Source organism: Pseudorhodoferax sp. Leaf265 (assembly GCF_001422365.1).
Lineage (GTDB): Bacteria > Pseudomonadota > Gammaproteobacteria > Burkholderiales > Burkholderiaceae_C > Pseudorhodoferax.
In genome coordinates, this window is sequence record NZ_LMMT01000036.1 from 1 (window position 1) to 26,103 (window position 26,103).

Annotated in this window: 23 protein-coding genes; 12 read left to right on the top strand and 11 right to left on the bottom strand. The window is 70.6% G+C overall.

Annotated elements, in window-relative coordinates:
- The 5 genes from ASF45_RS36150 to ASF45_RS23565 form a co-directional block, all read right to left on the bottom strand.
- Positions 1-3,225 (bottom strand): beta strand repeat-containing protein (locus ASF45_RS36150; RefSeq protein WP_369802161.1); only part of this gene is annotated, 3,225 nt, incomplete at its 3' end.
- A 107-nt stretch (positions 3,226-3,332) separates the two neighbouring features.
- Positions 3,333-4,859, bottom strand: coding sequence for a hypothetical protein (locus tag ASF45_RS36155; RefSeq protein WP_063887769.1), 1,527 nt, complete (start codon positions 4,857-4,859; stop codon positions 3,333-3,335).
- Positions 4,860-5,125: 266 nt separating this feature from the next.
- Positions 5,126-6,469 carry an HlyD family type I secretion periplasmic adaptor subunit gene (locus ASF45_RS23555; RefSeq protein ID WP_056668853.1) on the bottom strand — a complete coding sequence of 448 codons (1,344 nt, stop codon included), beginning with the start codon at positions 6,467-6,469 and terminating at the stop codon, positions 5,126-5,128.
- Between the two features lie 183 nt (positions 6,470-6,652).
- Entirely contained in the window at positions 6,653-8,824 is a 2,172-nt protein-coding gene (locus ASF45_RS23560) for a peptidase domain-containing ABC transporter (protein ID WP_056668856.1), read from the bottom strand.
- Between the two features lie 85 nt (positions 8,825-8,909).
- Positions 8,910-9,719: a CoA ester lyase gene (locus tag ASF45_RS23565; RefSeq protein WP_056668858.1), complete on the bottom strand. Its 810-nt coding sequence runs from the start codon at positions 9,717-9,719 to the stop codon at positions 8,910-8,912.
- A 156-nt stretch (positions 9,720-9,875) separates the two neighbouring features.
- Between ASF45_RS23565 and ASF45_RS23570 the strand changes: the two genes are divergently transcribed.
- On the top strand, positions 9,876-10,580 hold the full coding sequence (locus tag ASF45_RS23570; RefSeq protein ID WP_082551239.1) for a PEP-CTERM sorting domain-containing protein: 705 nt from the start codon (positions 9,876-9,878) through the stop codon (positions 10,578-10,580).
- Between the two features lie 28 nt (positions 10,581-10,608).
- On the opposite strand, the gene ASF45_RS23575 is transcribed toward ASF45_RS23570, so the two are convergent.
- A complete protein-coding gene (locus tag ASF45_RS23575) occupies positions 10,609-11,811 on the bottom strand; it encodes an MFS transporter (protein ID WP_056668864.1) in 1,203 nt (400 codons plus the stop codon).
- 64 nt (positions 11,812-11,875) lie between these two features.
- Positions 11,876-12,676, bottom strand: a complete 801-nt coding sequence (locus ASF45_RS23580) for an IclR family transcriptional regulator C-terminal domain-containing protein (protein WP_056668867.1) — start codon at positions 12,674-12,676, stop codon at positions 11,876-11,878.
- Positions 12,677-12,749: 73 nt separating this feature from the next.
- On the opposite strand from ASF45_RS23580, the gene ASF45_RS23585 reads away from it, so the two are divergent.
- From ASF45_RS23585 to ASF45_RS23630, 10 genes are all read left to right on the top strand, one after another.
- Entirely contained in the window at positions 12,750-13,451 is a 702-nt protein-coding gene (locus tag ASF45_RS23585) for a 3-oxoacid CoA-transferase subunit A (protein WP_056668870.1), read from the top strand.
- A gap of 2 nt (positions 13,452-13,453) precedes the next feature.
- Positions 13,454-14,098 (top strand): 3-oxoacid CoA-transferase subunit B, encoded by a 645-nt coding sequence (locus tag ASF45_RS23590; RefSeq protein ID WP_056668873.1) that lies wholly within the window; start codon positions 13,454-13,456, stop codon positions 14,096-14,098.
- A 4-nt stretch (positions 14,099-14,102) separates the two neighbouring features.
- Entirely contained in the window at positions 14,103-15,308 is a 1,206-nt protein-coding gene (gene pcaF / locus ASF45_RS23595; RefSeq protein WP_056668876.1) for a 3-oxoadipyl-CoA thiolase, read from the top strand.
- An 11-nt stretch (positions 15,309-15,319) separates the two neighbouring features.
- Positions 15,320-16,114 (top strand): 3-oxoadipate enol-lactonase, encoded by a 795-nt coding sequence (gene pcaD, locus ASF45_RS23600; protein WP_056668879.1) that lies wholly within the window; start codon positions 15,320-15,322, stop codon positions 16,112-16,114.
- Positions 16,115-16,130: 16 nt separating this feature from the next.
- The gene (locus tag ASF45_RS23605; protein WP_056668883.1) at positions 16,131-17,201 is read left to right on the top strand and encodes a cyclase family protein; all 1,071 of its coding nucleotides are present in this window, start codon (positions 16,131-16,133) and stop codon (positions 17,199-17,201) included.
- Between the two features lie 95 nt (positions 17,202-17,296).
- On the top strand, positions 17,297-17,593 hold the full coding sequence (locus ASF45_RS23610; RefSeq protein WP_056668887.1) for a YciI family protein: 297 nt from the start codon (positions 17,297-17,299) through the stop codon (positions 17,591-17,593).
- A gap of 38 nt (positions 17,594-17,631) precedes the next feature.
- Positions 17,632-18,357, top strand: a complete 726-nt coding sequence (locus tag ASF45_RS23615) for an SDR family oxidoreductase (protein ID WP_056668890.1) — start codon at positions 17,632-17,634, stop codon at positions 18,355-18,357.
- 37 nt (positions 18,358-18,394) lie between these two features.
- Positions 18,395-19,735 (top strand): short-chain fatty acid transporter, encoded by a 1,341-nt coding sequence (locus ASF45_RS23620; protein WP_056668893.1) that lies wholly within the window; start codon positions 18,395-18,397, stop codon positions 19,733-19,735.
- A gap of 34 nt (positions 19,736-19,769) precedes the next feature.
- Positions 19,770-20,054 (top strand): muconolactone Delta-isomerase, encoded by a 285-nt coding sequence (gene catC, locus ASF45_RS23625; protein ID WP_056668896.1) that lies wholly within the window; start codon positions 19,770-19,772, stop codon positions 20,052-20,054.
- A 32-nt stretch (positions 20,055-20,086) separates the two neighbouring features.
- Positions 20,087-21,079 carry a tripartite tricarboxylate transporter substrate binding protein gene (locus ASF45_RS23630; RefSeq protein WP_056668899.1) on the top strand — a complete coding sequence of 331 codons (993 nt, stop codon included), beginning with the start codon at positions 20,087-20,089 and terminating at the stop codon, positions 21,077-21,079.
- Position 21,080: 1 nt separating this feature from the next.
- Here ASF45_RS23630 and ASF45_RS23635 read toward each other — a convergent pair whose 3' ends face one another.
- Entirely contained in the window at positions 21,081-22,073 is a 993-nt protein-coding gene (locus ASF45_RS23635) for a 4-hydroxythreonine-4-phosphate dehydrogenase PdxA (protein ID WP_235581016.1), read from the bottom strand.
- Between the two features lie 5 nt (positions 22,074-22,078).
- Positions 22,079-23,056: a tripartite tricarboxylate transporter substrate binding protein gene (locus ASF45_RS23640; protein ID WP_082551240.1), complete on the bottom strand. Its 978-nt coding sequence runs from the start codon at positions 23,054-23,056 to the stop codon at positions 22,079-22,081.
- Positions 23,057-23,170: 114 nt separating this feature from the next.
- On the opposite strand from ASF45_RS23640, the gene ASF45_RS23645 reads away from it, so the two are divergent.
- Complete coding sequence (locus ASF45_RS23645) at positions 23,171-24,103, top strand: LysR family transcriptional regulator (RefSeq protein ID WP_200932202.1); 933 nt, start codon at positions 23,171-23,173, stop codon at positions 24,101-24,103.
- Here the strand turns inward: ASF45_RS23645 and ASF45_RS23650 are convergent.
- Both ASF45_RS23650 and ASF45_RS23655 read right to left on the bottom strand, forming a co-directional pair.
- Entirely contained in the window at positions 24,100-24,504 is a 405-nt protein-coding gene (locus ASF45_RS23650; protein WP_056668906.1) for a group II truncated hemoglobin, read from the bottom strand. The two genes, ASF45_RS23645 and ASF45_RS23650, sit on opposite strands and share 4 nt — an antisense overlap.
- A 26-nt stretch (positions 24,505-24,530) precedes the next feature.
- Complete coding sequence (locus ASF45_RS23655) at positions 24,531-26,069, bottom strand: MFS transporter (RefSeq protein ID WP_082551241.1); 1,539 nt, start codon at positions 26,067-26,069, stop codon at positions 24,531-24,533.
- Positions 26,070-26,103 lie beyond the last annotated feature (34 nt).

Below are 26,103 nucleotides of genomic sequence, written 5' to 3' on the forward strand. Positions count from 1 at the left end.
CGCCGCCACCTGGGCGGTGGTCAGCGCGGCGATGCCGGCCGTCGTGATCGCACCGACCTGCGTCGTCGTCAGGGCTTCGACCTGCGCCGTGGTCAGCGCGGCCACGCCGGCTGTGGTCAATGCCGCGATGCCGGCCGTGCTCAGCGCGCCCACCTGCACGGTGGTCAATGCCACGAGGTCGGCGGTTTCGAACGCGCGCACCTGGGCTGTGGTCAGCGCAGCCACATCGCGGGTTTCCATGGCCGCGACCTGGGCGGTCGTCAGCGCCACGATGCCGGCCGTGGTCAGGGCCGCGACCTGGGTGCTCGTCAGCGCCACGACCTGGTCGGTCGTCAGCGCGGCCACGCCGGCCGTCGTCAGCGCCGCGATGCTGGCCGTGCTCAGTGCTCCCACCTGCACGGTGGTCAGCGCCGCGAGGTCGGTGGTTTCCATCGCACGCACCTGCGTGGTGGTCAGCACGGCCACGTCGCGCGTCTCGAGCGCTGCGACCTGGGCCGTCGTCAGCGCGACGATGGCGCCGGTGGTCAGCGCCGCGACCTGCACGCTGGTCAGCGCCGCGACCTGGGCGGTCGTCAGCGCGGCCACGCCGGCCGTGCTCAGCGCCGCGATCTGGTTGGTCCGCAGCGCAGCCAGGTCGCCGGTCTCCAGCGCGACCACCTGGGCCGTGCTCAGCGCCGCCACGCCCGCGGTGGTGAGGGCCTGCACCTGGGTCGAGGTCAGCGCCGCGACCTGGGCGGTCGTCAGCGCGGCCACGCCCGCGGTCGCCAATGCGGCGATGCCGGCCGTGCTCAGCGCGGCCACCTGCACAGTCGTCAGCGCCGCCAGGTCCGTGGTTTCGAAGGCGCGCACCTGCGCGGTGGTCAGCGCCGCCACGTCACGGGTTTCCAGCGCGACCACCTGGGCCGTGGTCAGCGCCACGATGCCGGCCGTCGTCAGCGCAGCCACCTGGGCCGTCGTGAGGGCTGCGACCTGCGCCGTGGTCAGCGCAGCCACGCCGGCCGTGCTCAGCGCGGCGATACCGGCCGTGCTCAACGCGCCGATCTGCACCGTGGTCAGGGCCGCGAGGTCGGTGGTTTCGAGTGCGCGGACCTGGGTGGTGGTCAGCGCGGCGACATCGCGCGTTTCCAGCGCGGCCACCTGCTCCGTGGTCAGCGCCACGATGGCGTTGGTCGTCAGCGCGGCGACCTGGGTGCTGGTCAGCGCCACGATCTGGCTGGTCGTCAACGCGGCCACGCCGGCCGTGGTCAGGGCTGCGATCTGGTTCGTGCGCAATGCAGCCAGGTCGCCGGTCTCCAGGGCGACCACCTGGGCCGTGGTGAGCGCCGCGATGCCGGCCGTGGTCAGCGATGCGGCCTGGTTGGACGTCAGCGCCGCCACCTGCGCGGTGGTCAGCGCAGCCACGCCGGCCGTTGTCAGCGCGGCCACGCCGGCCGTGCTCAGCGCGCCGATCTGCGTGGTCGTCAAGGCGGCGAGGTCGGTGGTTTCCAGCGCGCGCACCTGGTTGGTCGTCAGCGCGGCGATGTCGCGGGTTTCCAGCGCCGCCACTTGGGCGGTCGTCAGCGCCACGATGGCTTGGGTCGTCAGCGCGGCGACCTGGCTGGTGGTCAGCGCCACGACCTGGTCGGTCGTCAGCGCGGCCACGCCGGCCGTCGTCAGCGCGGCGATGCCGGCCGTGGTCAGCGCGCCGATCTGCGTGGTCGTCAGCGCGGCCAGGTCCGTGGTTTCCAGCGCACGGACCTGGTTGGTGGTCAGTGCCGCCACGTCGCGCGTTTCCAGCGCCGCGACCTGGGCCGTGGTCAGCGCCACGATGGCGTTGGTCGTCAGCGCGGCGACCTGGGTGCTGGTCAGTGCCACGATCTGGCTGGTCGTCAGCGCGGCCACGCCGGCCGTCGTCAGCGCCGCGATCTGGTTGGTCCGCAGCGCGGCCAGGTCACCGGTTTCGAGCGCCGCCACCTGGGCTGTGCTCAGTGTGGCGATGCCGGCCGTCGTCAATGCGGCCGCCTGGTTGGAGGTCAACGCAGCGACCTGGGCGGTCGTCAGCGCCGCGACGCCTGCGGTGGTCAGCGCGGCCACGCTGGCGGTGCTCAGCGCGGCGATCTGCACTGTGGTGAGGGCCGCGAGATCGGTGGTTTCGAAGGCGCGCACCTGGGTGGTGGTCAGGGCCGCCACGTCGCGGGTTTCAAGTGCAGCGACCTGTGCGGTCGTCAGCGCCACGATGGCACTGGTGGTCAGCGCCGCGATCTGCACGCTGGTCAGCGCCACGACCTGGTCGGTCGTCAGCGCGGCCACGCCGGCCGTGGTCAGCGCGGCGATCTGGTTCGTGCGCAGCGCGGCCAGGTCGCCGGTTTCCAGGGCCACCACCTGGGCGGTGGTCAGCGCGGCGATACCGGCCGTGGTCAGCGCAGCGGCCTGGCTCGAAGTCAGCGCCGCGACCTGCGCGGTGGTCAGGGCTGCGACGCCGGCCGTGGTCAACGCGGCCACGCTGGCGGTGCTCAGCGCGGCGACCTGGGTGGTGGTCAGCGCGGCGATGTCGGTGGTCTCCAGCGCACGCACCTGTGCCGTGGTCAGCGCAGCCACGTCGCGGGTTTCGAGCGCCGCCACCTGGGCGGTCGTCAGCGCCACGATGCCGGCCGTGGTCAGCGCAGCCACCTGGCTGCTGCTCAGCGCCGCGACCTGGTCCGTCGTCAGCGCCGCAACGCCGGCCGTCGTCAGCGCGGCGATGCCGGCCGTGGTCAACGCACCCACCTGCACGGTGGTCAGCGCGGCGAGGTCGGTGGTCTCCATCGCACGCACCTGCGTGGTGGTCAGCGCCGCCACGTCGCGCGTCTCCAGCGCCGCGACCTGCGCCGTCGTCAGCGCCACGATGGCACTGGTGGTCAAGGCCGCGACCTGGGTGGTGGTCAGCGCGACGACCTGGCTGGTCGTCAGCGCGGCCACGCCGGCCGTCGTCAGCGCCGCGATCTGGTTGGTCCGCAGGGCCGCCAGGTCGCCGGTTTCCAGGGCCGCCACCTGGGCGGTGGTCAGCGCTGCGATGCCGGCGGTGGTCAGCGCAGCGGCCTGGTTCGATGTCAGGGCGGCGACCTGCGCAGTGCTCAGGGCCGCCACGCCAGCCGTGGTCAAGGCGGCCACGCCGGCCGTGCTCAGCGCGGCGACCTGGGTGGTCGTCAGCGCGGCCACGCCGGCCGTGGTCAGGGCCGCGACCTGGCTGGTGCGCAGTGCAGCCACATCACGCGTCTCCAGCGCCGCCACCTGGGCGGTGGTCAGCGCGGCGATGCCGGCCGTCGTGATCGCACCGACCTGCGTCGTCGTCAGGGCTTCGACCTGCGCCGTGGTCAGCGGGCGGTGGTCAGCGCGGCGATGCCGGCCGTCGTGATCGCACCGACCTGCGTCGTCGTCAGGGCTTCGACCTGCGCCGTGGTCAGCGCGGCCACGCCGGCCGTGGTCAAGGCAGCGATGCCGGCCGTGCTCAGCGCCCCCACCTGCACGGTGGTCAGCGCGGCGAGGTCGGTGGTTTCCAGCGCCCGCACCTGCGTGGTGGTCAGTGCCGCCACGTCGCGTGTCTCCAGCGCCGCGACCTGCGCCGTGGTCAGCGCGACGATGCCGGCCGTGGTCAGCGATGCGACCTGCACGCTGGTCAACGCCACGACCTGGCCGGTCGTCAGCGCGGCCACGCCGGCCGTGGTCAGGGCTGCGATCTGGTTCGTGCGCAATGCAGCCAGGTCGCCGGTCTCCAGGGCGACCACCTGGGCCGTGGTCAGCGCCGCGATGCCGGCCGTGGTCAGCGATGCGGCCTGGTTGGAGGTCAGCGCCGCCACCTGCGCSGTGGTCAGCGCGGCCACGCCAGCCGTCGTCAGCGCGGCCACGCTGGCCGTGCTCAGCGCGGCGACCTGGGTGGTCGTCAGCGCGGCCACGCCGGCCGTCGTCAGGGCCGCGACCTGGTTGGTGCGCAACACGGCCACGTCACGCGTTTCCAACGCCGCCACCTGGGCGGTGGTCAGCGCGGCGATGCCGGCCGTCGTGATCGCACCGACCTGCGTCGTCGTCAGGGCTTCGACCTGCGCCGTGGTCAGCAGCGCGGCGACCTGGGTGGTCGTCAGCGCGGCCACGCCGGCCGTCGTCAGGGCCGCGACCTGGTTGGTGCGCAACACGGCCACGTCACGCGTTTCCAGTGCCGCAACCTGCGCCGTGCTCAGCGCGGCGATGCCGGCCGTGCTCAGCGCGTTGACCTGGGCGGTCGTCAGCGCCTCGACCTGCGCCGTCGTCAATGCCGCCACCGCCGTGGTCTGCAGCACCGCGATGTTGGCGGTGTTGATGGCGCCCACCTGGGCTGTCGTCAGCGCGGCGATGTCGGCGGTGTTGAGTGCCGTGATCTGGGATGTGCGCAGCACCGCGATGTCCCGCGTCTCCAGCGCCACGACCTGCGCCGTGCTCAGCGCGCCGAGCTGCGCAGTGCCCAGCGCCTGCACCTGGGCGGTGGTCAGTTCCTGGATCTGGGTGGTCGTCAGCGCGGCGATGCTGGCGGTGCTCAGCACGGCGATGGAGCCCGTGCCCAGCGCACCGATCTGCGTGGTCGTGAGGGCCGCGACCGCGGCCGTGTTCAAGGCCGCGACCTGGGTGGTGCGCAAAGCCGCCACGTCGCGCGTTTCCAGCGCAGCGATCTGCGTCGTCGTCAGCGCGGCAATGTTGGAGGTGCTGAACGCCTGGACCTGATTGGTCTGGAGAGCCACCACCTGCACCGTGGTCAGGGCCTGGGTCTGCGCCGTCGTGAACGCCGCGATGTCCGCCGTGTTCAAGGACTGGATCTGGGCGGTCGTGAGCGCGGCGATCTGCTCGGTGGTCAGGCCACTGATGTTGCTCATGTTGGGCTCTCTTCGTAGTCAGTTCATGCGCACAAACACGTGTGCAGTTTTAGTGGACAAATTAGACCACCAAAGTGACCGCCATGTGCTTGCTTTTCAGGAGGGGCGACGCTTCTGAGCGTCAAACCACTGCGCGCGCCGCCACCTCCGCACTACGTCATGGCGACCGTGACGCAGGAAAACTTGAATGCTGCCTGACCTAATTTGCAGATTTATATGTTCTTAACCTGAACAGACACTTTTCGTTGCATTCAAGCCACAAAATGTCACCGTGGCTCACGAATGGCTTCGTCCAGCCCCTTGGTCAAAGGCCAGGCCAGGTAGGACATGACCGAGCGCCGCCCGACCACGATCTCGGCATCCAGCGTCATGCCGGGCAGGAGGCGCGCACTCTCGGCCATGTTCTTGAGCGCCGCGTCGCCCAGCGTCAACCGCGCCAGGTAATAGGCATCGCTGCCACTGCGCGCGCCCGGGTCGCGCTGGAAGGCGTCCTCGCTGATGGTGCGCACCTCGCCATCCAGCGTGCCGTGGCGCTGGAACGGGAAGGTGGCGACCTTCACGTGGGCATGGTCGCCGCGCCGGATGTAGCCCACGTCGGCCGCCTCGACCTGCACCTCGGCCTCGAGCTGCACGTTGAGCGGCACCAGCGTGAAGAAGGTCTCGGCTTCGCGCACGACCGAGCCCGGCGAGAGCTTGGCGATCTCCAGCACCACGGCGTCCTGCGGCGCGAGCAGGGTCACGAGGTTCTGGCGGCGTTCTGCCTTCTGCAGCTGCTCGCGCACGCTGTCCCGCTCGCGCGAGGCCGTCAGCAGGTCCTCCATGGTCTTTTGCCGCCAGCCCTTCTCAAAGGCGGTCTGTTCGGCATCGAAGGCGGCCAGCTCGCGGCGCAGCTCCTGCTCGCGGCTGACGGCCAGTTCCAGCTCGCGCGCGACCTCCTTGGTGCGCTGCTGGGCTTCCAGCAGCTGCAGCGGCGAGCCCAGCTTCTGCGCCACCATGCGCTCCTGCATGGCCTCGATCTCGCGCAGCGACTTCAGGCGCGAGGCCACCAGCGCCTGGTCCTGCCGGTTGGTGGCCAGGGCGGCACGCAGCTTGGCCGCCGTCTCGGCCAGCTTGCGCTGCTGCGCCTGGTAGTTGGCCTGGCGCTCGACCAGCAAGGTGGCCTGCAGTTGCGCATCCGCATCGCCTTGGGCGGGCCCGCGGACGACGGCCTTGCCCGACAGTTCCTGCTGCAGGCGCTGCACCTGGGTCTGCAGGCTGGCCAGACGCACGCGCAGCTGGGATTCGTCGGCCTGTGTGAACGTGGCGTCCAGGGACGCCAGCGCATCGCCCTTGCGCACGACCTGGCCCACCCGCACGGCGACGTTCTGCACCACGCCGGTCTCCAGCGGTTGCACCACGACATTGGGCAGCGGATTGACGAGCCGGCCCTTGGCCACGACGACCTGGTCGATCTGCGACAGGCAGGCCCAGGCGACGAAGGCCACGACAGCCAGCACCAGCGCGTGCAGCGTGAGCCGCGCCAGGCGCGGCACCGGACTGCGCTCGATCTCGTCGGCGTCGGGCAGGTAGGCGACGGCGGTGGCGTCGCGGTCGCGCTTGAACCAGTTCATGCCTGCCTCCACACGTGCTGCGCAACGCACGCAGCCCAATGCGCCGGCACGCAGGCAGAGGTGCCAGAGGCCGCGGAGCAGGCCATGCAAGCGCGACCGCGGAACTGGCGCTGCCAGGCCGCAGGATGCGCCCCCTGGGGGGTATGCGCGCACACGCAGTGCGCGCGAAACGGGGGGTATCGCTTACACATGGCTGGTCTGCTGGTGCCACAGGGTCTGGTACGTTTCGCAGCGCGTGAGCAACTCTGCGTGGCGGCCCTGGTCCACCAGCTTGCCCTGCTGCATGACCAGGATGGCGTGCGCATTGACCAGCGTGGAGAGCCGGTGCGAGATCATGATGACCGTGCGCCCGACCGCGATCTGCGACAGGTTGCGGATGAAGATGGCCTCGCTCTCGGGGTCCAGCGCGCTGGCGGCTTCGTCCAGGATCAGGATGCGCGGGCGCGTCAGCAGCGCGCGTGCGATCGACAGGCGCTGCTTCTGCCCGCCCGAGAGGTTGGCGGCGTTCTCCTCCAGCAGCGTGTTGTAGCCCTGCGGCAGCCGCTCGATGAATTCGGCCGCGCCGGAGGCCTCGGCGGCCGCCACGATGTCCTCGAACGAGGCCTCGGGCCGCGCCACCGACAGGTTCTCGCGCACGGTGCCGCGGAACAGGAAGTTCTCCTGCAGCACCACGCCGATCTGGCGGCGCAGGTGGGCCAGCTCGATCTCGCGCGCATCCACGCGGTCGAAGCGCACCACGCCCTCCTGCACGCTGTACAGCCCCTGGATCAGCTTGGTCAGCGTGGTCTTGCCCGAGCCGCTGCGCCCGACGATGCCGACCACGGCGCCGGCGGGAATTGTGAAGCTCGCGCGGTCCAGCGCGGCGACGCTGGAGCCCGGGTAGCGGAAGCTCACGGCGTCGAAGGTCACGGCACCGCCCAACTGTGGCCGCAGCCCGCCGGCGCCGGCCGAGCCCTCGGATGGCCGGTTCATGACCTCGCCCAGCATGTGCACGGCCAGCGCCGTCTCCTGGTATTCGTTGACCAGGCCGACGATGGCGATCAGCGGCTGCACCACGCGGCCGGCCAGCATCTGAAAGCCGATCAGCGCGCCGACCGAGAGCTCACCGTCGAACACCAGCTGCGCGCCGAACGCGATGATCACCACGGGCAGCAGCTTGCCCAGGAAGTCGGTGATGGCCGCGCCCGTGATCGCGATCTTGCCGACGCGGAACTGCATGTTGATGGACTGCGCCGAGCGCTGGTCCCACAGCCGGCGCTGGGCCGGCTCGATGGCCAGCGCCTTGACCGTGCGCATGCCATGGATGGTCTCCACCAGCATGGCCTGGCGCGCGCCCTCGGCGTTGTACAGGTCGTTGAGCCGGCGCCGGAACACCGGCACCATGACCGCGACCACGCAGGCGATCAGCGCTGTGAAAGCCAGCGTGACCAGCGCCAGCTTCATCGAGTAGGCGAACAGGATGGGCAGGAAAACGACCAGCGAGGTCGCGTCCAGCACCGTGAAGAACATGCGGCCCGTGAGGAAGGCACGGATCTTCTCCACCTGCTGCATGTGGCGCGTGATCACGCCGGCGGTGGTGGTCTCGAAGTAGTCGATCGGCAGCGACAGCAGCTTGGCGAAGGTGCGCCGTGTGAGCCGCATGTCGATCTTGTTGGTGGCCGACAAGGTGAGCAGCTGGCGCAGGAAGCCGAACAGCGCATCGAACAGCAGTGCGATGACCACGCCCACGGCCAGCACCCAGAGCGTGGACATGCTCTGGTGCACCAGCACCTTGTCGATCACGAGCTGAAAGAAGATCGGCGAGGCCAGCGCCAGCAGGTGCATGGCCAGCGCCGCGATGGCGATGTCGCGCAGCGCGGCCTTCTGCTTCATGATCTCCGGCACGAACCAGCGCAGGCCGAAGCGCTGCTGCGCCTCGGGCAGCGCGTGCAGGCGCTTGAGCAGGTAGACCTCGCCTTGCCAGAGCGCGGCGAAGGCGGCGCGCTCGAACAGCCGCACCTCGGTCGGGCGTTCCGACTGCGGGTCCAGCACGGCCACCTGGCCGCCCGGCTTGCCGTCGGTTGCGGGCGCACCGGCATCGCGCTTGGCGCCCACGACGATCACGCAGCGGCCATCGGCCAGCCGTGCGATCAGCGGGAACACGCCCTGCTGCGCCAGCAGGCCGGCCCAGCCCATGCGCTCATGGCTGGCCTTGAGCCCGATGTCGCTGGCGATGCGCAACAACGTGGCCGGCGCCGGTTCCTCGGCGCCCAGCGCGTAGTCCTCGATCAAGCGTTCCGGATTGATCGGCAGTTGGTGGTGCTGCGCGACCGCGGCGAGGCACTGGATGGTGGAATGGGCAAAGCGGTCGGGCATGTTGGATCCTGGCCCCTCGGGGCCGGGCCGAATTTCAGCACGAGCCGCCGGGCGCCAACGCCCGACCAGACCGCCGTTCGGACCGCTAGTCGGCTGGACGCGCTTCCGCCAGGATCGCCTGCGCAAGCAGCGCGATGGGCTTGTCAACCATCTTGCCGTCCACCGTGACCGCGCCCAGCGGCCCGGCGGCCAGCGCCGCGACCACGCGTTCGGCCCAGGCCACCTCGGCGGCCGAGGGTGCAAAGCCCTGGTGCACGCCCGCCACCTGCTTGGGATGGATGCACAGCTTGGCACCGAAGCCGAAGCGGCGCGAACGCCGCACATCGCTGTCGAGCTGGGCCGCATCGTCGATGGCCACGGACACGCCGTCGATGGGCGCAGCGATGCCGGCCAGGCGCGACACCAGCACGAGCTGCGTGCGCACGCTGTGCATCTCCTCGCCCTCGCCCTGGATGCCCGAATCGGACATGAAGTCCACCGAGCCGAAGGCCAGCCGCAATACGCGCGGCACGCGCGCGATGGCCTGGGCGGCGAACCAGCCGGCCACCGTCTCCACGAGCGGGATCAGCCACTGGTCCTGGCGCAACCGAACGGCCAGTTGCGCCAGACCGTCGGCGTCCTGGGCCTTGGGCACCATGAAGCCACGCACCATGGGTGCGTCCAGCAGGCTGCAGTCCTCGGCGAACCAGGCCGTGTCGGCCGGGTTGATGCGCACCCACACCGGCTGGCTGGCCTGCGCCAGCCACTGGCGCACGGCCGCGCGCGCCTGCGGCTTGCGCTCGGGCTGCACTGCGTCTTCCAGATCCAGGATCACGCCGTGGGCGCCGCTGGCCAGGGCCTTGTCGAAGCGCTCGGGCCGGTCGCCGGGCACGAACAGGTAACTGCGTTCTTGCATTCTCAAATCACCCCTTCTTCAATTGCATACATAAAAAATCGCAACTACGTCACATCCGGCACCGGACCGCGCAGATGGAACACCAAATTCCACACATAAGTAATCCATCTATCTTTGTATGCTTCATCTCTCTTTTGCGCACCACCCGAGACTCCCATGAACCTGCAAAGCATCCTCGCCACCGCCGCTCTTTCCGCCTGTCTGGCCGCCCCCGCAAGCGCCACAGTCGTCCAGGGCACGATGACTTCCACCAACTACTTCTCGGGATACATGGGTGACATGACAGGGGTGACCACCGTGTCGGGCAACGAGACCCTCCCCGACACCCTGTTCGCCATCTGCATCGAGCACTCGGCCCAATTTCCGGGCTGGACCACCGCCTACCAGTACACGCTGACCGATTCCTTCGCCCCGTTCCTGAAGAATCCGGGCACGGTCGACATGGCCACGGCGCTGTTGCACTACGTGATCGACGGGTACTACGCCTCCCTGATGCAGGGCAGCTACGGCCCGGCCGCCGGCTACGGCCTCAACCTCGCGGTGTGGCAAGTGACCAACTTCGACGGCACGCAGGCCAGCATGGACACCAAGCCCAACCAGTACGACAGCGACCCGAACGGCTCCTACGCCCTCTACACCCTGATCATGGGCGACGTGAACGACAACTACGCGTCCATCTCGCCCAGCTACCGCTCGACCCGCTACGACATCCGCTTCCTGGAGCAAGACGATCCCGAGATCCAGTCGATGGCCATCATCACCGAGCGCGACAACGAAGTGCCGGAGCCCTCGTCGCTGGCGCTGCTGCTGGCCGGCGGCATCGGCCTGGCGGCCCGCGCACGGCGCAAGTACCAAGCCTGAGCCACGCCGCGCACGCATCGCCGTGCGCTCAGCGGCCGCCCTCGGCGGCCCGCGCCGACAGCCTGGCGCGCAACAGCGCCACGCAACACAGGCCAGTCGGCACCGCCAGCCCCAGATAGCCCGCGCGGTAGGTCCCGAACAGGGCCGACAAGGCGCCGAACACCGGCGGCCCCAGCACCACCCCGAAGAACGTGAACGCCAGCGTGCCCCCCGTGGCCACGCCAGCCAGGCCGGGCGGCGCCTGGCGCGCCACCTCGGCCAGGTAGACGCCATTCCAGCCGATCGCCGACGCACCGAACACCACGAGCACGGCCAGCACCAGCCATTGCGGCAGGGCAGGCGAGAGCAACGCCGTCGCCACGCTGCCCAGCGCCATGACGGCAGCCAGCAGCGCCAGCATGCGGCGCGCGCCCATGCCGCGGTCGGCCACCCAGCCCCACAGGATGCGCCCCACCACGCCGCCCAGTTGCGCGAGCGAGAGCGCCAGCCCCGCGGCCACGAGCCCGTAGGCCAGGCCCTCGTTGAGGTAGGTCACGAGGTAGGTCGTCAGCGAGAGCTGGGCGATCGAGAACACGAAGGAGCAGGCGGCCAGCATCTTGAGCGCCGGATGTCCGAGCACGAGCCGGATCGGCTGCGCGAGGTTGCCCAGCGCCATGGGCTTGTCGGCCTGGCGGTCGGCGTCGAGTTCGGCGCGCAGCGGCTGGGCGACGACGGCGCAGACCAGACTGGCCGCGGCCGAGGCCAGCAGCGCGCCCTGCCAGCCCAGCAGCAGCATCAGGCTGGGCACCAGTGCCCCGGCCAGCATGCCGCCCAGCGGCACGCCGGTCTGCTTGACCGAGAACACCAGCGACATGCGGTGCGCGGGCGTGCTCTTGCTGAGCAGGTGCGAGCTCGAGGGCGTGATGGGCCCGTAGCCCAGACCGATCAACACCGCGCCGACGGCGCTGGCGACCGTGGACGGCACGGCGCACAGGGCCAGGCCGGCGGCGCACAGCACCAGCCCGGCCTGGCTCACGCGGATCGCGCCGAAGCGCGCCACGGCCGTGCCGGCCGCCAGGCTCGCGGCCATGGCGCCGGCATAGACCAGGGCCACGTAGACGCCGACCAACGCGGCCGACACGCCCAGCGCGGGCGCCACCACGGGCGCCATGACCGGCAAGGTCAGCAAGGCCATCGACACCATGGCCTGCACGGCCAGCGTGATGGCCAGGGTCATCCAGGGGCCGGTCATCGTTGTTGCTCCATGGCGCCGCACTGTAGCGGCATGCCTGCCCCGGAGCCGACGCCCAGTGGGCTCAGCCGCGCAGCATCCTCTGCCCGATGGCCTGCGCGGCCGACAGCAGGGCGGGCAGCATCTCCTCGCGCATCTGCGTCTCGCTCGTGCGGTTGGCCTGGCCGCTCACGTTGAGCGCGGCCACGGTGCGGCCCGCGCGGTCCACCAGCGGCGCCGCGATCGAGATCAGGCCCTCTTCCAGTTCCTGGTTCACGAGGCACCAGCCCTGCGCGCGCACCGCGCGGATGCGCGCCAGCAGCCCTGCGTCATCGAGCGTGGTGTGGGCGGTGTGGCGCTCGCGCGGCAGCCGGGCCAGGCGCTGGAGCAACTCGTCCTCGGGCAGCGCCGCCAGCAGCACGCGGCCCATCGAGGTCCAGAACGCCGGCAGGCGCGAGCCCACGCCGAGGTTGGTGCGCATGATCTTGTGCGTGGGCACGCGCAGCACGTAGACGATGTCCAAGCCCTCGAGCACGGCGGCCGAGCTCGACTCGCGCACGCGCTCCACGAGGTCTTCCATCACGGGCTCGGCCAGGTTCCAGATCGGCAGCGAGGACAGGTAGGCGAAGCCCAGGTCCAACAGCCGCGCCGTCGGCCGGAACAGCCGGCCGTCGGTCTCCACATAGCCCAGCGCCTGCAGGGTCAGGAGGATGCGCCGCGCCCCAGCCCGCGTGAGGCCGGTGCGCGCCGCCACTTCGCTCAGCGTCTGCTGCGGCGCCTGGGCGCTGAAGGAGCGGATGACTTCCAGCCCGCGCGCGAACGACTGCACGTAGCTGTCGCCGGGCCTGGGTGTCGCCAAAGCGTCTGCGGAGTTGTCGGTGGCCATGAGGGTGTTCACTATAATTCTTTTAGCGAACAAATGTTCGTATGTAGAACAAATTTTGTTTGAGGAGCATGCAGTGATCGACAAGATTGCAGAGTCCGTCGCGTCCGCACTGGCGGACGTGCGCGACGGTTCCACCGTCCTGATCGGTGGCTTCGGCACGGCCGGCATCCCGGCCGAACTCATCGACGGGCTGATCGCCCAAGGCGCGCGCGACCTCACCGTCGTCAACAACAACGCGGGCAATGGCGACGCGGGCCTGGCGGCACTGCTGGCCACAGGCCGCGTGCGCAAGATCATCTGCAGCTTCCCGCGCCAGGCCGACAGCTACGTGTTCGACAACCTGTACCGCAGCGGCAAGATCGAGCTGGAGATCGTGCCCCAGGGCAACCTGGCCGAGCGCATGCGCGCCGCCGGCGCCGGCATCGGCGCCTTCTTCTGCCCCACGGCCTACGGCACGGAACTGGCCAAGGGCAAGGAAACGCGCGAGATCAATGGCAAGCACTACGTGCTGGAGTACCCGATCCATGGCGACGTGGCGCTGATCAAGGCCGAGCGCGGCGACCGCTGGGGCAACCTGACCTACCGCCTGTCCGCGCGCAACTTCGGCCCCGTGATGGCCATGGCCGCGCGCCAGACCATCGCCTCGGTCCACGAGGTCGTGGAGCTCGGCGCGCTGGACCCCGAGGCCATCGTCACCCCCGGCATCTTCGTCAGCAAGATCGTCAAGATCGACCGCGTGGCCACGCAGGCCGCCGGCTTCAAGAAGGCGGCATGAACATGGCCTACACCAAACGCAGCAAAGACGCCCTGGCCCGCCTGGTCGCGCAGGACATCCCCGACGGCGCCTACGTGAACCTGGGCATCGGCCAGCCCACGCTGGTGGCCAACCACATCCCGGCCGGCCGCGAGGTCATCCTGCAAAGCGAGAACGGCATCCTGGGCATGGGCCCGGCGCCCGCCGCGGGCAGCGAGGACTACGACCTCATCAACGCCGGCAAGCAGCCCGTCACGCTGCTGGCGGGCGGCGCCTTCTTCCACCACGCCGACAGCTTCGCGATGATGCGCGGCGGCCACCTGGACATCTGCGTGCTGGGCGCCTTCCAGGTCTCGGCCACGGGCGATCTGGCCAACTGGAGCACGGGCGAGCCCGGCGCCATTCCCGCCGTGGGCGGCGCCATGGACCTGGCCATCGGTGCCAAGCAGACCTGGGTCATGATGGACCTGCTGACCAAGCAGGGCGTCAGCAAGATCGTCCAGCAGTGCAGCTACCCGCTGACCGGCCTGGCCTGCGTCAAGCGCATCTACACCGACCTCGCCACCTTCGCCATCACGCCAGGCGGCGTGCGCGTGGTCGATGCCGTGGACGGCCTGTCCCACGCCGAGCTGGAACAGCTCGTCGGCCTGCCCCTTCTCAAGGACTGATCCCATGAGCATCCAAGCCTTCATCTGCGACGCCATCCGCACGCCCTTCGGCCGCTATGGCGGCGCGCTGTCTTCCGTGCGTGCCGACGACCTGGGCGCGATCCCGATCCGGGCGCTGATGGCGCGCAACCCCGGGGTCGACTGGGAGCAGATCGCCGACGTGCTGTACGGCTGCGCCAACCAGGCCGGCGAGGACAACCGCAACGTGGCGCGCATGTCGGCGCTGCTGGCCGGCCTGCCGATCGCGGTGCCCGGCGCCACCATCAACCGCCTGTGCGGCTCGGGCCTGGATGCCGTGGGCACGGCCGCGCGCGCCATCAAGTCCGGCGAGGCCGGGCTCCTGATCGCCGGCGGTGTGGAGAGCATGAGCCGCGCGCCCTTCGTGATGCCCAAGGCCGAGAGCGCGTTCAGTCGTGCCAACGCCGTGTACGACACCACCATCGGCTGGCGCTTCATCAACAAGTTGATGAAGGCCCAGTACGGCGTGGACGCCATGCCCGAGACGGCAGAGAACGTCGCGGACGACTACAAGATCGAGCGCGAAGCGCAGGACCGCATGGCCCTGGCAAGCCAGAAGAAAGCTGTCGCCGCCCAGCAGGCCGGCCACCTGGCGCGCGAGATCACGCCCGTGACCATCCCGCAGAAGAAGGGCGACGCCATCGTCGTCGACAAGGACGAGCACCCGCGCGACACCAGCCTGGAAGCCCTCGCCAAGCTCAAGGGCGTGGTGCGTCCTGACGGCACCGTGACCGCCGGCAACGCCAGCGGTGTCAACGACGGCGCCTGCGCGCTGCTGCTGGCTAGCGAGGAGCAGGCCAAAAAGAACGGCCTGACGCCGCGCGCCCGCGTGGTCGGCATGGCCACGGCCGGCGTGGCCCCGCGCGTGATGGGCATCGGCCCGGCACCGGCCACGCAGAAGGTGCTGGCCCAGACCGGTCTCACGCTGGCGCAGCTCGACGTGATCGAACTCAACGAAGCCTTCGCCGCGCAAGGCATTGCCGTGCTGCGCATGCTGGGCCTGCCCGACGACGACGAGCGCGTCAACGCCTGGGGCGGCGCCATCGCGCTGGGCCATCCGCTGGGTGCCAGCGGCGCACGCCTGGCCACCACGGCCGTGAATCGCCTGCACGCCACGGGCGGCCGCTACGCGCTGGCCACCATGTGCATCGGCGTGGGCCAGGGCATCGCCGTGGTGCTCGAACGCGTGTGAGTGGGGACGGCATGAGCGATACCCTCGTCCCCACCGCCAATGGCAGCCTGCGCGTGCGCGTCGAAGGCCCGGCCGACGCCCCCGCCCTGGTGCTGTCCAACTCCCTGGGCACCACGCTGGAGATGTGGGATGCCCAGGCCGCGCACTTTGCCACGGACTACCGCGTGGTGCGCTACGACACGCGCGGCCACGGCGGCAGCACCGTCTCGTCCGGCCCCTACGGCTTCGACCTGCTGGGCGCCGATGTGCTCGCCATCCTGGACGCGCTGGGCATCGCCCGTGCGCACTTCTGCGGCATCTCCATGGGCGGCTTCACCGGCCTGTGGCTGGGCGTGCATGCGGCCCATCGGCTGGACCGCCTGTTCGTCGCCAACAGCGCCGCCAGGATCGGCACCGCCGAAGGCTGGACCGCGCGTGCCGCGCTGGTGCGCGCACAGGGCGCCGCCGCCATGGCCGAACTCGCCGCCTCCTCGCCCAGCCGCTGGTTCACCGAGGCCTTCACCGCCGCCCAGCCCGCCCTGGTGCAGCGGGCCCAGTCCTGGATCGCCGGCATCGCCCCGGAAGGCTACGCCGCCTGCTGCGAGGCACTGGCCCAGGCCGACCTGCGCACCGCCATCGCGCGCATCGCCGTGCCCACGCTGCTCGTGGCCGGCAGCGCCGATCCCGTGACCACGGTGGCCGATGCGCAGGCCATGCAATCCGCCATCGCCGGCGCGCAGCTGGTGGAGGTGCCGGCCTCGCACCTGTCCAACCTCGAAGCGCCGCAGGCCTTCGACCAGGCGCTGGCGCAGTTCCTGCGCGGCTGAGTTGGCGGAACCAGCCATGACGACCACCGCAGCCGCCAACCCGCGCTGGAAGCAGCGCCCGCCGGGCTCCACCTGGGGCGATTTCGGCCCCGACGACCAGCTGGGCCGCCTGAACCTGCTGACGGCCGAGAAGGTGCGCCAGGGCGTGGCCGAAGTCCGCGAAGGGCGCAGCTTCGCGCTGAGCCTGCCGCTGGACTATCCCGGCGGCAACGCACTCAACGCCAACCGGCAACCGCCCGTGCTGCGCCCCCTGCTGCGCAAGGGGCTGGTGAACTTCAACTGCCTGCTGGGCGAGCTGGAACCCGGCCGCACCGACGTGCTGTCCGACGACCTCGCGATCCTGCACCTGCAGTACTCCACCCAATGGGACGGCTTCGCCCATGTGGGCGCGCTGTTCGATGCCAACGGCGACGGCCTGCCCGAGCCGCTCTACTACAACGGCTTCGCGGCCGGCCGCGACATCGCCGGCCCCAGCGACGTGCGCGACGCGGGTGTGCCCGCAACGCCCGGCGCCGCCGTCAGCACCTCTGCCGCGCACGCACTGGGCATCGAGGGCATGGCACGCACCGGCGTGCAGGGGCGCGGCGTGATGGTCGACCTGCACGCCCATCTGGGCAATGCCTACACCGTGGTCGGCTACGACCAGCTGATGCGCGTGCTCGAGACCGATGGCGTCGTGGTGGAGCCTGGCGACATGGTCTGCTTGCACACCGGCTTTGCCGAGGTGGTGCTGGGCATGCACAAGCGGCCGGACCCGGCGGTGCTGGCCGCCAGCTGCGCCGTGCTGGACGGCCGCGACGAGCGCCTGCTGCAATGGATCACCGACAGCCAGATCGCCGCCATCGCGGCCGACAACTATGCCGTCGAGGCCTTTCCGGCCAAGGCCGGGCCGGCCTGCTGCGCCGCCCTGCCGCTGCACGAGCACTGCTTGTTCAAGCTCGGCGTGCACCTGGGCGAGCTGTGGCATCTCACGCCGTTGGCAGGGTGGCTGCGCACGCATGGACGCCACCGCTTCCTGCTGACGGCACCGCCGCTGAACCTGCCCGGGGCCGTGGCCTCGCCGGTCACGCCCGTCGCCACCGTCTAGCAAACCTCCGGGCGGCCACGGCCGCCCGACCCCATGCACCACAGGCCCCATCGCGCACCGGCCTGTGGCGAAACGCCGCGCATCTGGAGACCGCCGTGCCCTTCATCATCGAAACCTTCGACAAGCCGAACCACCAGTCCGTGCGCCAGGCGCACCGGCCGGCCCACCTGGCCTTCCTGGAGCAGCACAAGCACCTGCTGCTGGCCTGCGGCGCCAAGCTGGCCGACGACGGCAGCGACCTGGGCGGTGGCCTGTACGTGGTGGCGCTGGACAGCCGCGAGGAAGCCAAGCGCTTCATCGAGGCCGATCCCTTCCATGCCGCCGGCCTGTTCGAGCGGGTGACGCTCACACGCTGGCGCAAGGCCTACGTGGACGGCCACTGCCACCTCTGAACCCCGGCCCTTCCCGCTTGCGACCCAGGAGAACAACCATGACAACCCATCCTTCCCGTGAACGCGTGCTGATCACCGGCGGCGGCGCCGGCATCGGCGCGGCCACCGCTGAACGCTGCCGCGCCGACGGCTACGAGCCCGTCGTCATCGACCGCACGGTGGACCATGTGCCCGGCGGCATCCAGGCCGACCTGTCCAACCCCGAGGAAACCGCGCGCGCGCTGCAGCAGGCGCTGGCCGGCGGCCCGATCACGCGGCTCGTCAACAACGTGGGCATCGTGGTGCCGGCCGCGACGGCCGAGCAGACGCTGGCCCAGTTCGACCTGGCCGTGGCGCTGAACCTGCGCTGCGCGCTGCAGTGCCTGCAGGCCCTGCTGCCGGGCATGCAGGCCGCGGGCTTCGGCCGCGTCGTGAACATGTCCTCGCGCGCGGCACTGGGCAAGGAGCTGCGCACGGCCTACTCGGCCACCAAGGCCGGCCTGATCGGCATGACGCGGGTCTGGGCGCTGGAGCTGGGCCGCCATGGCATCACGGCCAACGCCATCGGCCCCGGGCCGATCCGCACCGAGTTGTTCGACCGTGCCAACCCGCCCGACGCGCCGCGCACGCAGGCCATCATCGACGCGGTGCCGGTCAAGCGCGTCGGCACGCCGGACGACGTGGCGCACGCCGTGTCCTACCTGCTCGATGCCCGCAGCGGCTTCGTCACCGGCCAGGTGCTCTACGTCTGCGGCGGCATGACGGTCGGCGTGGCGGGCGTCTGAGCCGCACCGCCCTCTCCCTTTCTTCCCAACGGACTCCATGTCGAAAATCACTGCGTTCTTCACCGAGCTGATGCGGCGTTACCTGCCCGATCCGTTCGTCTTCGCCATCATGCTCACGCTGCTCACCATGGCGCTCGCCTTCGGTGTGGAGAGCCGCCCGCTCCCGGCCGTCGTGCAGGACTGGGGCAAGGGCTTCTGGAGCCTGCTGGCCTTCACGACGCAGATGGCCGTGATCCTGGTGATGGGCTACGTGCTGGCCGCGGCGCCCATCGTCGACCGCTTCCTGAACCGCATCACCGAGCGCGTGCACACGCCGCGCCAGGCCATCATCGTCGCCACGCTGGTGGGCTGCATCGGCAGCTACCTGAACTGGGGCTTCGGCCTGGTGATCGGCGGCATCATGGCGCGCAAGCTGGCGCTCAAGGTCAAGGGCGTGCACTACCCGCTCATCATCGCCTCGGCCTACACCGGCTTCACGATGTACAGCCTGGGCTTCTCGGCCACGATCCCGGTGCTGATCTCCACCAAGGGCCACGCCTTCGTAGGCAAGATGGGCCTGATCCCTCTGAGCGAGACCATCTTCTCGGCCCCCATCCTGCTCACCAGCCTGGCCGTGCTGATCGCGCTGCCGCTGCTCAACGCCACCATGCACCCCAAGGCCGGCGAGCCCGTCACCGAACTGGACCCGGCCAGCGTGGCGGCCGACGCCAAAGCGGGCGGCGACGCGCACCAACTGCTGGGCGACGAGAAGACGCTGGCCTACCGGTTGAACAACAGCCGCCTGCTCAGCCTGCTGATCGGCCTGTGCGGCATGGCCTACGTGGTGATGCACTTCGTGCAGGGCGGCAACCTCGACCTGAATATGATCAACTTCTTCATCCTGTTCCTGGGCGTGCTGCTGCTCGGCACACCGATGAAGTACGTCGAGAAGCTCAACGAAGGCGTCAAGACGATCGGCGGGATCATCCTGCAGTTCCCCTTCTACGCCGGCATCATGGCCATCATGCACGGCTCGGGTCTGGTGGAGTCCATCGCCCACCTGTTCGTGAGCGTGTCCAGCGCGAACACGCTGCCGCTGTGGGGCCTGGTCAGCTCGTTCGTCATCAATTTCTTCGCGCCGTCCGGCGGCGGCCACTGGGTGCTGCAGGGGCCGTTCATGATCGACGCCGCCCACACGCTCGGTGCCTCGCAGGCGCAGACCGCGATGTCGGTGATGCTGGGCAACGGCTGGAACGACCTGGTGCAGCCGTTCTGGATCCTGCCAGCGCTCGCACTGTCCAAGCTCAAGCTCAAGGACATCATGGGCTACACGGTGGTGTCCATGCTGCTGGTCGGCGCCATCTACGCCGCCACCATGGTGATCTGGCCGCATCTTTGAGCCGCCCCCCATCGTCTTTCCAAGGAGTCCCCACATGCTGTACATGGTCCACATGGTCGTGAACATCCCCGCCACCGTCAGCCCTGCCGAGGCCGACGAGATCAAGCGCCGCGAGAAGGCCTATTCGCAGGACCTGCAACGGGCCGGCAAGTGGCGCCACCTGTGGCGCGTCGTCGGCGAATACGCCAACGTGAGCATCTTCGACGTCGCCAGCAACGACGAGCTGCACACCCTGCTCAGCGGCCTGCCGCTGTTCCCCTACATGCAGATCAAGGTCACGCCGCTGGCCAACCACCCATCGTCCATCGTGCAGGAATAAGACCTGCGCGATCCATTTTTCGAGGAGCATTGATGACCACCATCCACACCGTCACCCGCCGCAGCCTGCTGGCCGTGGCCGCCGCCACCGCGGCCACCCTGATCGCCGGCCCAGCCGCCGCCCAGGCCTACCCCACCAAGCCCATCACCATGATCGTGCCGTTCTCGGCCGGCGGCACCACCGACATCCTGGCCCGCATCGTGGGCCAGGCACTTTCCACCGAGCTGGGCCAGAGCGTGGTCATCGACAACCGCGCCGGCGCGGGCGGCAACATCGGCGGCCAGCTGGCCGCCCGTGCGCCGGCCGACGGCTACACGCTGTTCATGGGCACCGTGGGCACGCACGCCATCAACGAGGCGCTGTACAAGAAGATGCCCTTCAACCCGATCAAGGACTTCGCGCCACTGTCGCGCGTGGCCAACGTGCCGAACCTGCTGGTGGCCCACCCGTCGCAGCCGTTCAAGACCGTGCCCGAGCTGATCGCCTACGCCAAGGCCAATCCGGGCAAGGTCAACTTCGGCTCCTCGGGCAGCGGCAGCTCCATCCACCTGTCGGGCGAGCTGTTCAAGTCCATGGCCAAGGTTGACATGGTGCACATCCCCTACAAGGGCAGCGCACCGGCCGTGAACGACCTGCTGGGCAACCAGATCGCGATCATGTTCGACAACATGCCCTCGGCCATCCAGCATGTGCGCGCCGGCAAGCTGCGCCCGATCGCCGTGACCACCGCCAAGCGCTCGCCCGAGCTGCCCGACGTGCCGACCATCGCCGAGTCCGGCGTGCCCGGCTACGAGGCCACCTCGTGGTTCGGACTGTTCGCCGTGGCCGGCACGCCCGCACCCATCGTGACGCAGCTCAACAAGGCGCTCGTCAAGGTGCTCAACAACCCCGATGTGAAGGCCAAGATCGTCGCCCAGGGCGGCGAGGTCGTGGCCGAAACGCCCGAGCAGTTCGCCGCCTTCATCAAGGCCGAGACGGCCAAGTGGGGCAAGGTGGTGAAAGAGTCCGGCGCCAGCGTGGACTGATCTAGCGCGCGGCCGCCATGCGCACGCACAGGTCGAAGGCTTCCTGCAGGCCCTCGATCTGCGCCGCGCCGCGGCCCGCGATGTCGAAGGCGCTGCCGCTGGCCGAGGTGGCCACGGGCACGGGCAGCCCGCCGTGCAGCGTCACCCCTTTCTCGAAGCCCATGAGCTTCATCGCGATCTGGCCCTGGTCGTGGTACATGGAGACCACGGCGTCCACGTCGCCGCGCCGCGCGCCGATGAACACGGTGTCGGGCGAATAGGGGCCGCGCGCGTCCAGGCCTTCGGCGCGCAGGCGCTGCACGGCCGGCGCGATGGTCTCGATCTCCTCCATGCCGATGGAGCCGCCGTCGCCCGCGTGCGGGTTCAGGCCCGAGACCGCGATGCGTGGCCTGGCGACGCCGGCCCGGCGCAGCGCACTGTCGATGAGCCGCACGGCGTCGCAGACGCCCTCGCCCGTGATGTGCGCTGCCACGTCCTTGAGCGGGATGTGCGAGGTCACGCGCGAAGTCCACAGCGCGCCCGTCAGGTTGAACTCGCTCGTGAAGCCGCGCACGCCGAAGCGCTCCTGCAGGTGCCGCAGCTCGTCCTCGTGCACGAGGCCGCCCAGGCGCAGCGAGTGCTTGTTGAGCGGCGCGAAGACGATGGCGTCGGCCCGGCCGGCACGCACCGCATCGATGGCCAGGTCCAGCGCGCGCATGCTGGCGCGGCCCGAGGCCTCGTTGGATTCGCCCAGCACGGGCGGGCCGTCCAGCGCGTCGCAGGGCAAGAGCGTGATGCGGCCGGGCTCGTAGCGCACGGCGTCCAGGTGGTCCACGCGCAGCAGCTCCAGCTGCTGGCCTGCGATGGCCTGGCCCGAGGCCAGCGCGGCGCTGTCGGCGATCAGCAGGATCTCGGCCTGCTGTCGGTTGCGCTCGCGTGCGAGCAGCTTGACGGCCATCTCGGGGCCGACGCCGCTGGGGTCGCCGAGCAGCACGGCGATGCGGGGGGTGCTCATCTTCTTCATTCCGCCTTGATGTTGGCGCCGCGCACGAGGCGGCCGTAGTGTTCGTACTCGCTGCGGTTCATCTCGGCGAAGCGCTCGCCGCTCAAGGTGCCGAGCTCACCGCCCAGGGATTTGATGCGGGCCTGCACGTCGGGCAGTTGCAGGGCCAGCAGGAGGTCCGCCGTCAGCCGCTCCACCGCCGCGCGCGGCGTGCCACCCGTGGTGTAGAGCCCGTACCAGGTCGACACATCCGCGCCCTGGATGCCGAGTTCGGCCAGCGTGGGCACGTCGGGCATCTCGGCCGAGCGCGTGGGCGAGCTCACCGCCAGCGGGCGCAGCTTGCCCGCGCGGATCTGGCTCATGGCCGAGGAGGTGCTGTCGAACATCATGTCGACCTCGCCCGCGATCACGTCGATGTGCGCTTGCGAGCTGCCCTTGTAGGGCACATGGATGGCGCGCGTGCCCGTGACCATGCCGAAGGCCTCGCCGCCGATGTGCTGCGTGCTGCCGATGCCCGAGGACGCGTACTTGAGCGCGCCCGGCTTGGCCGCCAGCGCGGCCTGCACGTCCTTGACGCTCTTGAACGGCCCCGTGCTGGAGACCACCAGCACGTTGGGCATCACGGCCACGAGACCGATGGGCTGCAGGTCCTTGAGCGGGTCGTACTTGAGCTTGAGCATGTGCGGCGCCACGGCCTGGGCCGTGTTGGTGGCCAGCAGCAGCGTGCTGCCGTCCGGCGCCGCGCGCGCCGCCAGCTCGGCCGCGATGGTGTTGGAGGCGCCGGGCCGGTTCTCGACCACCACCGGCTGCTTGAGCGTGGGCGCCATCTTGTCGGCCAGCACGCGCGCGAGGATGTCGGTGCCGCCGCCGGGCGAGGCGCCGACCAGGATGCGCAGCGGCTTGTCGGGAAAGCCTTGGGCCAGGACGGGCACGCCCGTGGCCAGCAGGCCGAGCAGCGCCAGCGCGCGGCGCCGGTCCAGGGTGTCGTGGGGCATCGTGGTGTCTCCGTGGTCGCAGGCGTTCGAAGCTCGCCCGTCGTGGCACGAGCTTAGGGATTTCCGCGGCGGCGATCCAATCGCGGATGCCGAACAATCCATCACCTTTTGGATATGACGACCGACCACCTCAGCGACCAGGCCCTGCTGCTGCGCGTGCGCCCGCGCCAGCTGCTGCTGCTCGCCGCGCTGGACGCCGAACGCCACCTGGGCCGCGCCGCCCGGTCCATGAACGTCACGCAGCCCGCCGCCACCAAGCTGCTGCTGCAGCTGGAGGAGTCGCTCGGCGAGAAGCTGTTCGAACGGCTCGCGCGCGGCATGCGGCCGCTGCCTGCAGGCGAGGTGCTGATCCGCTACGCGCGCCGCGTGCTGACCGACTTCGGCGCCGTGCGCGAAGAGATGGGCGCGTTGCGCTCGGGCCTGTCCGGTGCGCTGCGGCTGGCCGCCGTGCCGGGCGCCGTGCCCGAATTGCTGGCCCCGGCCCTGCTCGAGTACCGGCGCCGCCACCCGCAGGTGGCGCTGGCCGTGGCCGTGGGCACCAGCGACGTGGTGCTGGCCCAGCTCGCGCGCGGCGACGTGGATCTGGTGCTGGGCCGGCTGACCGAGGGCTTCAGCGAAGACGAATTCACGATCACGCCCTTGCTGGAGGAAGCCATGCAGGTGGTCGTGCGCAAGGGCCACCCTGCGTTCGCGCGCAAGCGGCTGCAACTGCACGAACTCGGCGACTGGTCCTGGGTGCTGCAGCCGGCGGGCTCGCCGCAGCGCGGCCGGTTGGAAGCGGCGCTGCGCGAGGTCGGTGTGCACCAGCGGCTGGACTACATCGAGACCGCCTCGACCACGGTCACGACCGCGCTCGTGGCGGGATCGGACATGGCAGCCCTGATGCCCAGCTCCTTGGCAGCGCACTACGCGCGGCTGGGCGCGCTGCGTGTGGCGCCCATCCTGCTTCCGATCCGACTGCCGGCCATCGACGTGATCGCGCCGCGCGAACGGCCGCTGTCGCCGGCGGCGCAGCAGTTCCGCGCGCTGCTGCTCGAACGGCTCTAAGCGCCGCGGTTGCGCATCCAGTCCGCGGTCTGGAAGAAGCTGTCCTTCAGCCGCATGCGCAGTTCCTCGGGCACGCCCGTCTCGCCCATGGCCTGGTCCATGCAGGCCAGCCATTGGTCGCGCTCGCGGATGCCGATGGAGAACGGCATGTGGCGCGCGCGCAGCCGCGGGTGGCCGAACTGGTCGGTGTAGTAGGACGGGCCGCCCAGCCAGCCGCACAGGAACCAGAACAGGCGCTGGCGCGCGTTGTCCAGGCTGTCGCCATGGGCGGCGCGCAGCGCGGCGTAGCCGGGCTCCAAGTCCATGAGGTCGTAGAAGCGCTCGACCAGCGCGCGTACCTTGTCTTCGCCGCCGATCCATTCGAAGGGGGTGGCGAAGGCGGGCTGTTCTTCGGTCTGCATGGGCCGATTGTCGGTGCTGGGCCGGGTCAGCCCCGCTCCGCCGCGAACGGGCCTTCGGCACCGTGCGGGTCCGGCGCGCGCAGGACCAGGAAGACCACGCACGCCGTGGCCAGCGTGACGCCGGCCAGCACCTGGGTGAGCAGGCCGAAGGCCCGTGCATAGGCCTGCAGCAGTTCGGCGCGCGTGCCGCCGGGCAGCAGGGCCATGGCCTGCGCCAGATCGCCCGTGGCCAGGCGCTGCGCGGCCTGCGCCACGTCCGTGCCAGGGAAAAGCGGGTGCAGTTCGGTCGCCAGCAGCGTCGCCAGGCCCGCGCCGACCAGCGCCAACGCAATGCCCTCGCCGGCCACGCGCACGGTGTTGAAGATGCCGGCCGCCATGCCCGCGCGCTCGCGCGGGACCACGCTGACGGCCAGACCGTCCATGAGGCCCCAGGGCAGGCCGACGCCCAGGCCGATCATGAGCAGGGGCCCGGCATAGCCGCGCAGACCGCTGGTCGGGCCGCAGTGCCCCAGCCACAACAGCCCCGCGGCGCACAACACGAGCCCGGCCCCGCAAACCGCTGCTGCCGACCAGCGGCCCGCGAGCCGCGCCGCAACGCCGGGCATGAGCAGGATGGGGCCGGACAGCAGCAGCATGAGCTGCCCGGCCTCCCAGCTGCCGCGGCCTTCCAGGCCGATGAAGCGAATCGGCAGCAACACCAGCAGCACGACGAAGCCGTAGGCCGGTGCGGCCGCCAGCAGTTGCACGCCGACGAAGCGCGGGTAGCGCAGCAGCGAAATGTCCAGCATGGGCTGGCCGCCGCGGCGCAGGAGGCCGGCCTCGGTGCGCCAGAACAGCAGTGCGGCCAGCGCGGCGCCGGCCAGCGGCAGCACGACCTGCACCGCGCCCCAGCCCTGTGCGGGCGCCTGCAACACGCCCAGCGTGAGCAGGCCCAGCGCGAGCGTGAAGGCCAGGGTGCCGCGCCCGTCCAGCCGCGTCGCCGCAGGGTTGCGCGAGGCCGGCAGGCGCCAGGCGCCGAGCACCAAGGCCAGCAGGCTGACCAGGCCCGGCAGCACGACCACGGCGCGCCAGCCCAGGTGCTCGCCCAGCACGCCCGCGGCCAGCGGCCCGAACGCGAGGCCGGCGCCGAAGCTCGCGCCCAGCCAGCCGAAGGCGCGCGTGCGCGCGGCGCCCTGCACCTCCTGGGCCAGCGCCGCCGAGCCGCTGGCCAGGGCCGCGGCCGCCGCGAGGCCCTGCACGCCGCGCAGCAGGTTGAAGACCAGCAGGGTCGGCGCGCAGGCCAGCGCCACGCCGCTGGCCACGGCCAGCAGCAGCCCGCCCAGGAACACGGGGCGGCGCCCCAGGTTGTCGGCCAGCGCGCCGGCCGCCATCAGCGCGGCGCCGAAGCTCAGCATGAACGCGTTGGTCGCCCAGTGCAGTGCCACGGGGTTGCCGCCCAGCGCCTCGCGCAAGAGCGGCAACACGACCGCCGGACCCGTGAAGCTCAAGGGCATGGCAAGACCGGCGAGGCAGACGGCGGCGCGCACCCAGGTGGCGCCGACAGAAGAGAAAGACGGTGAGGACATGGCAGCGACGATAGAAAGGATGCAGTCGTCGCAC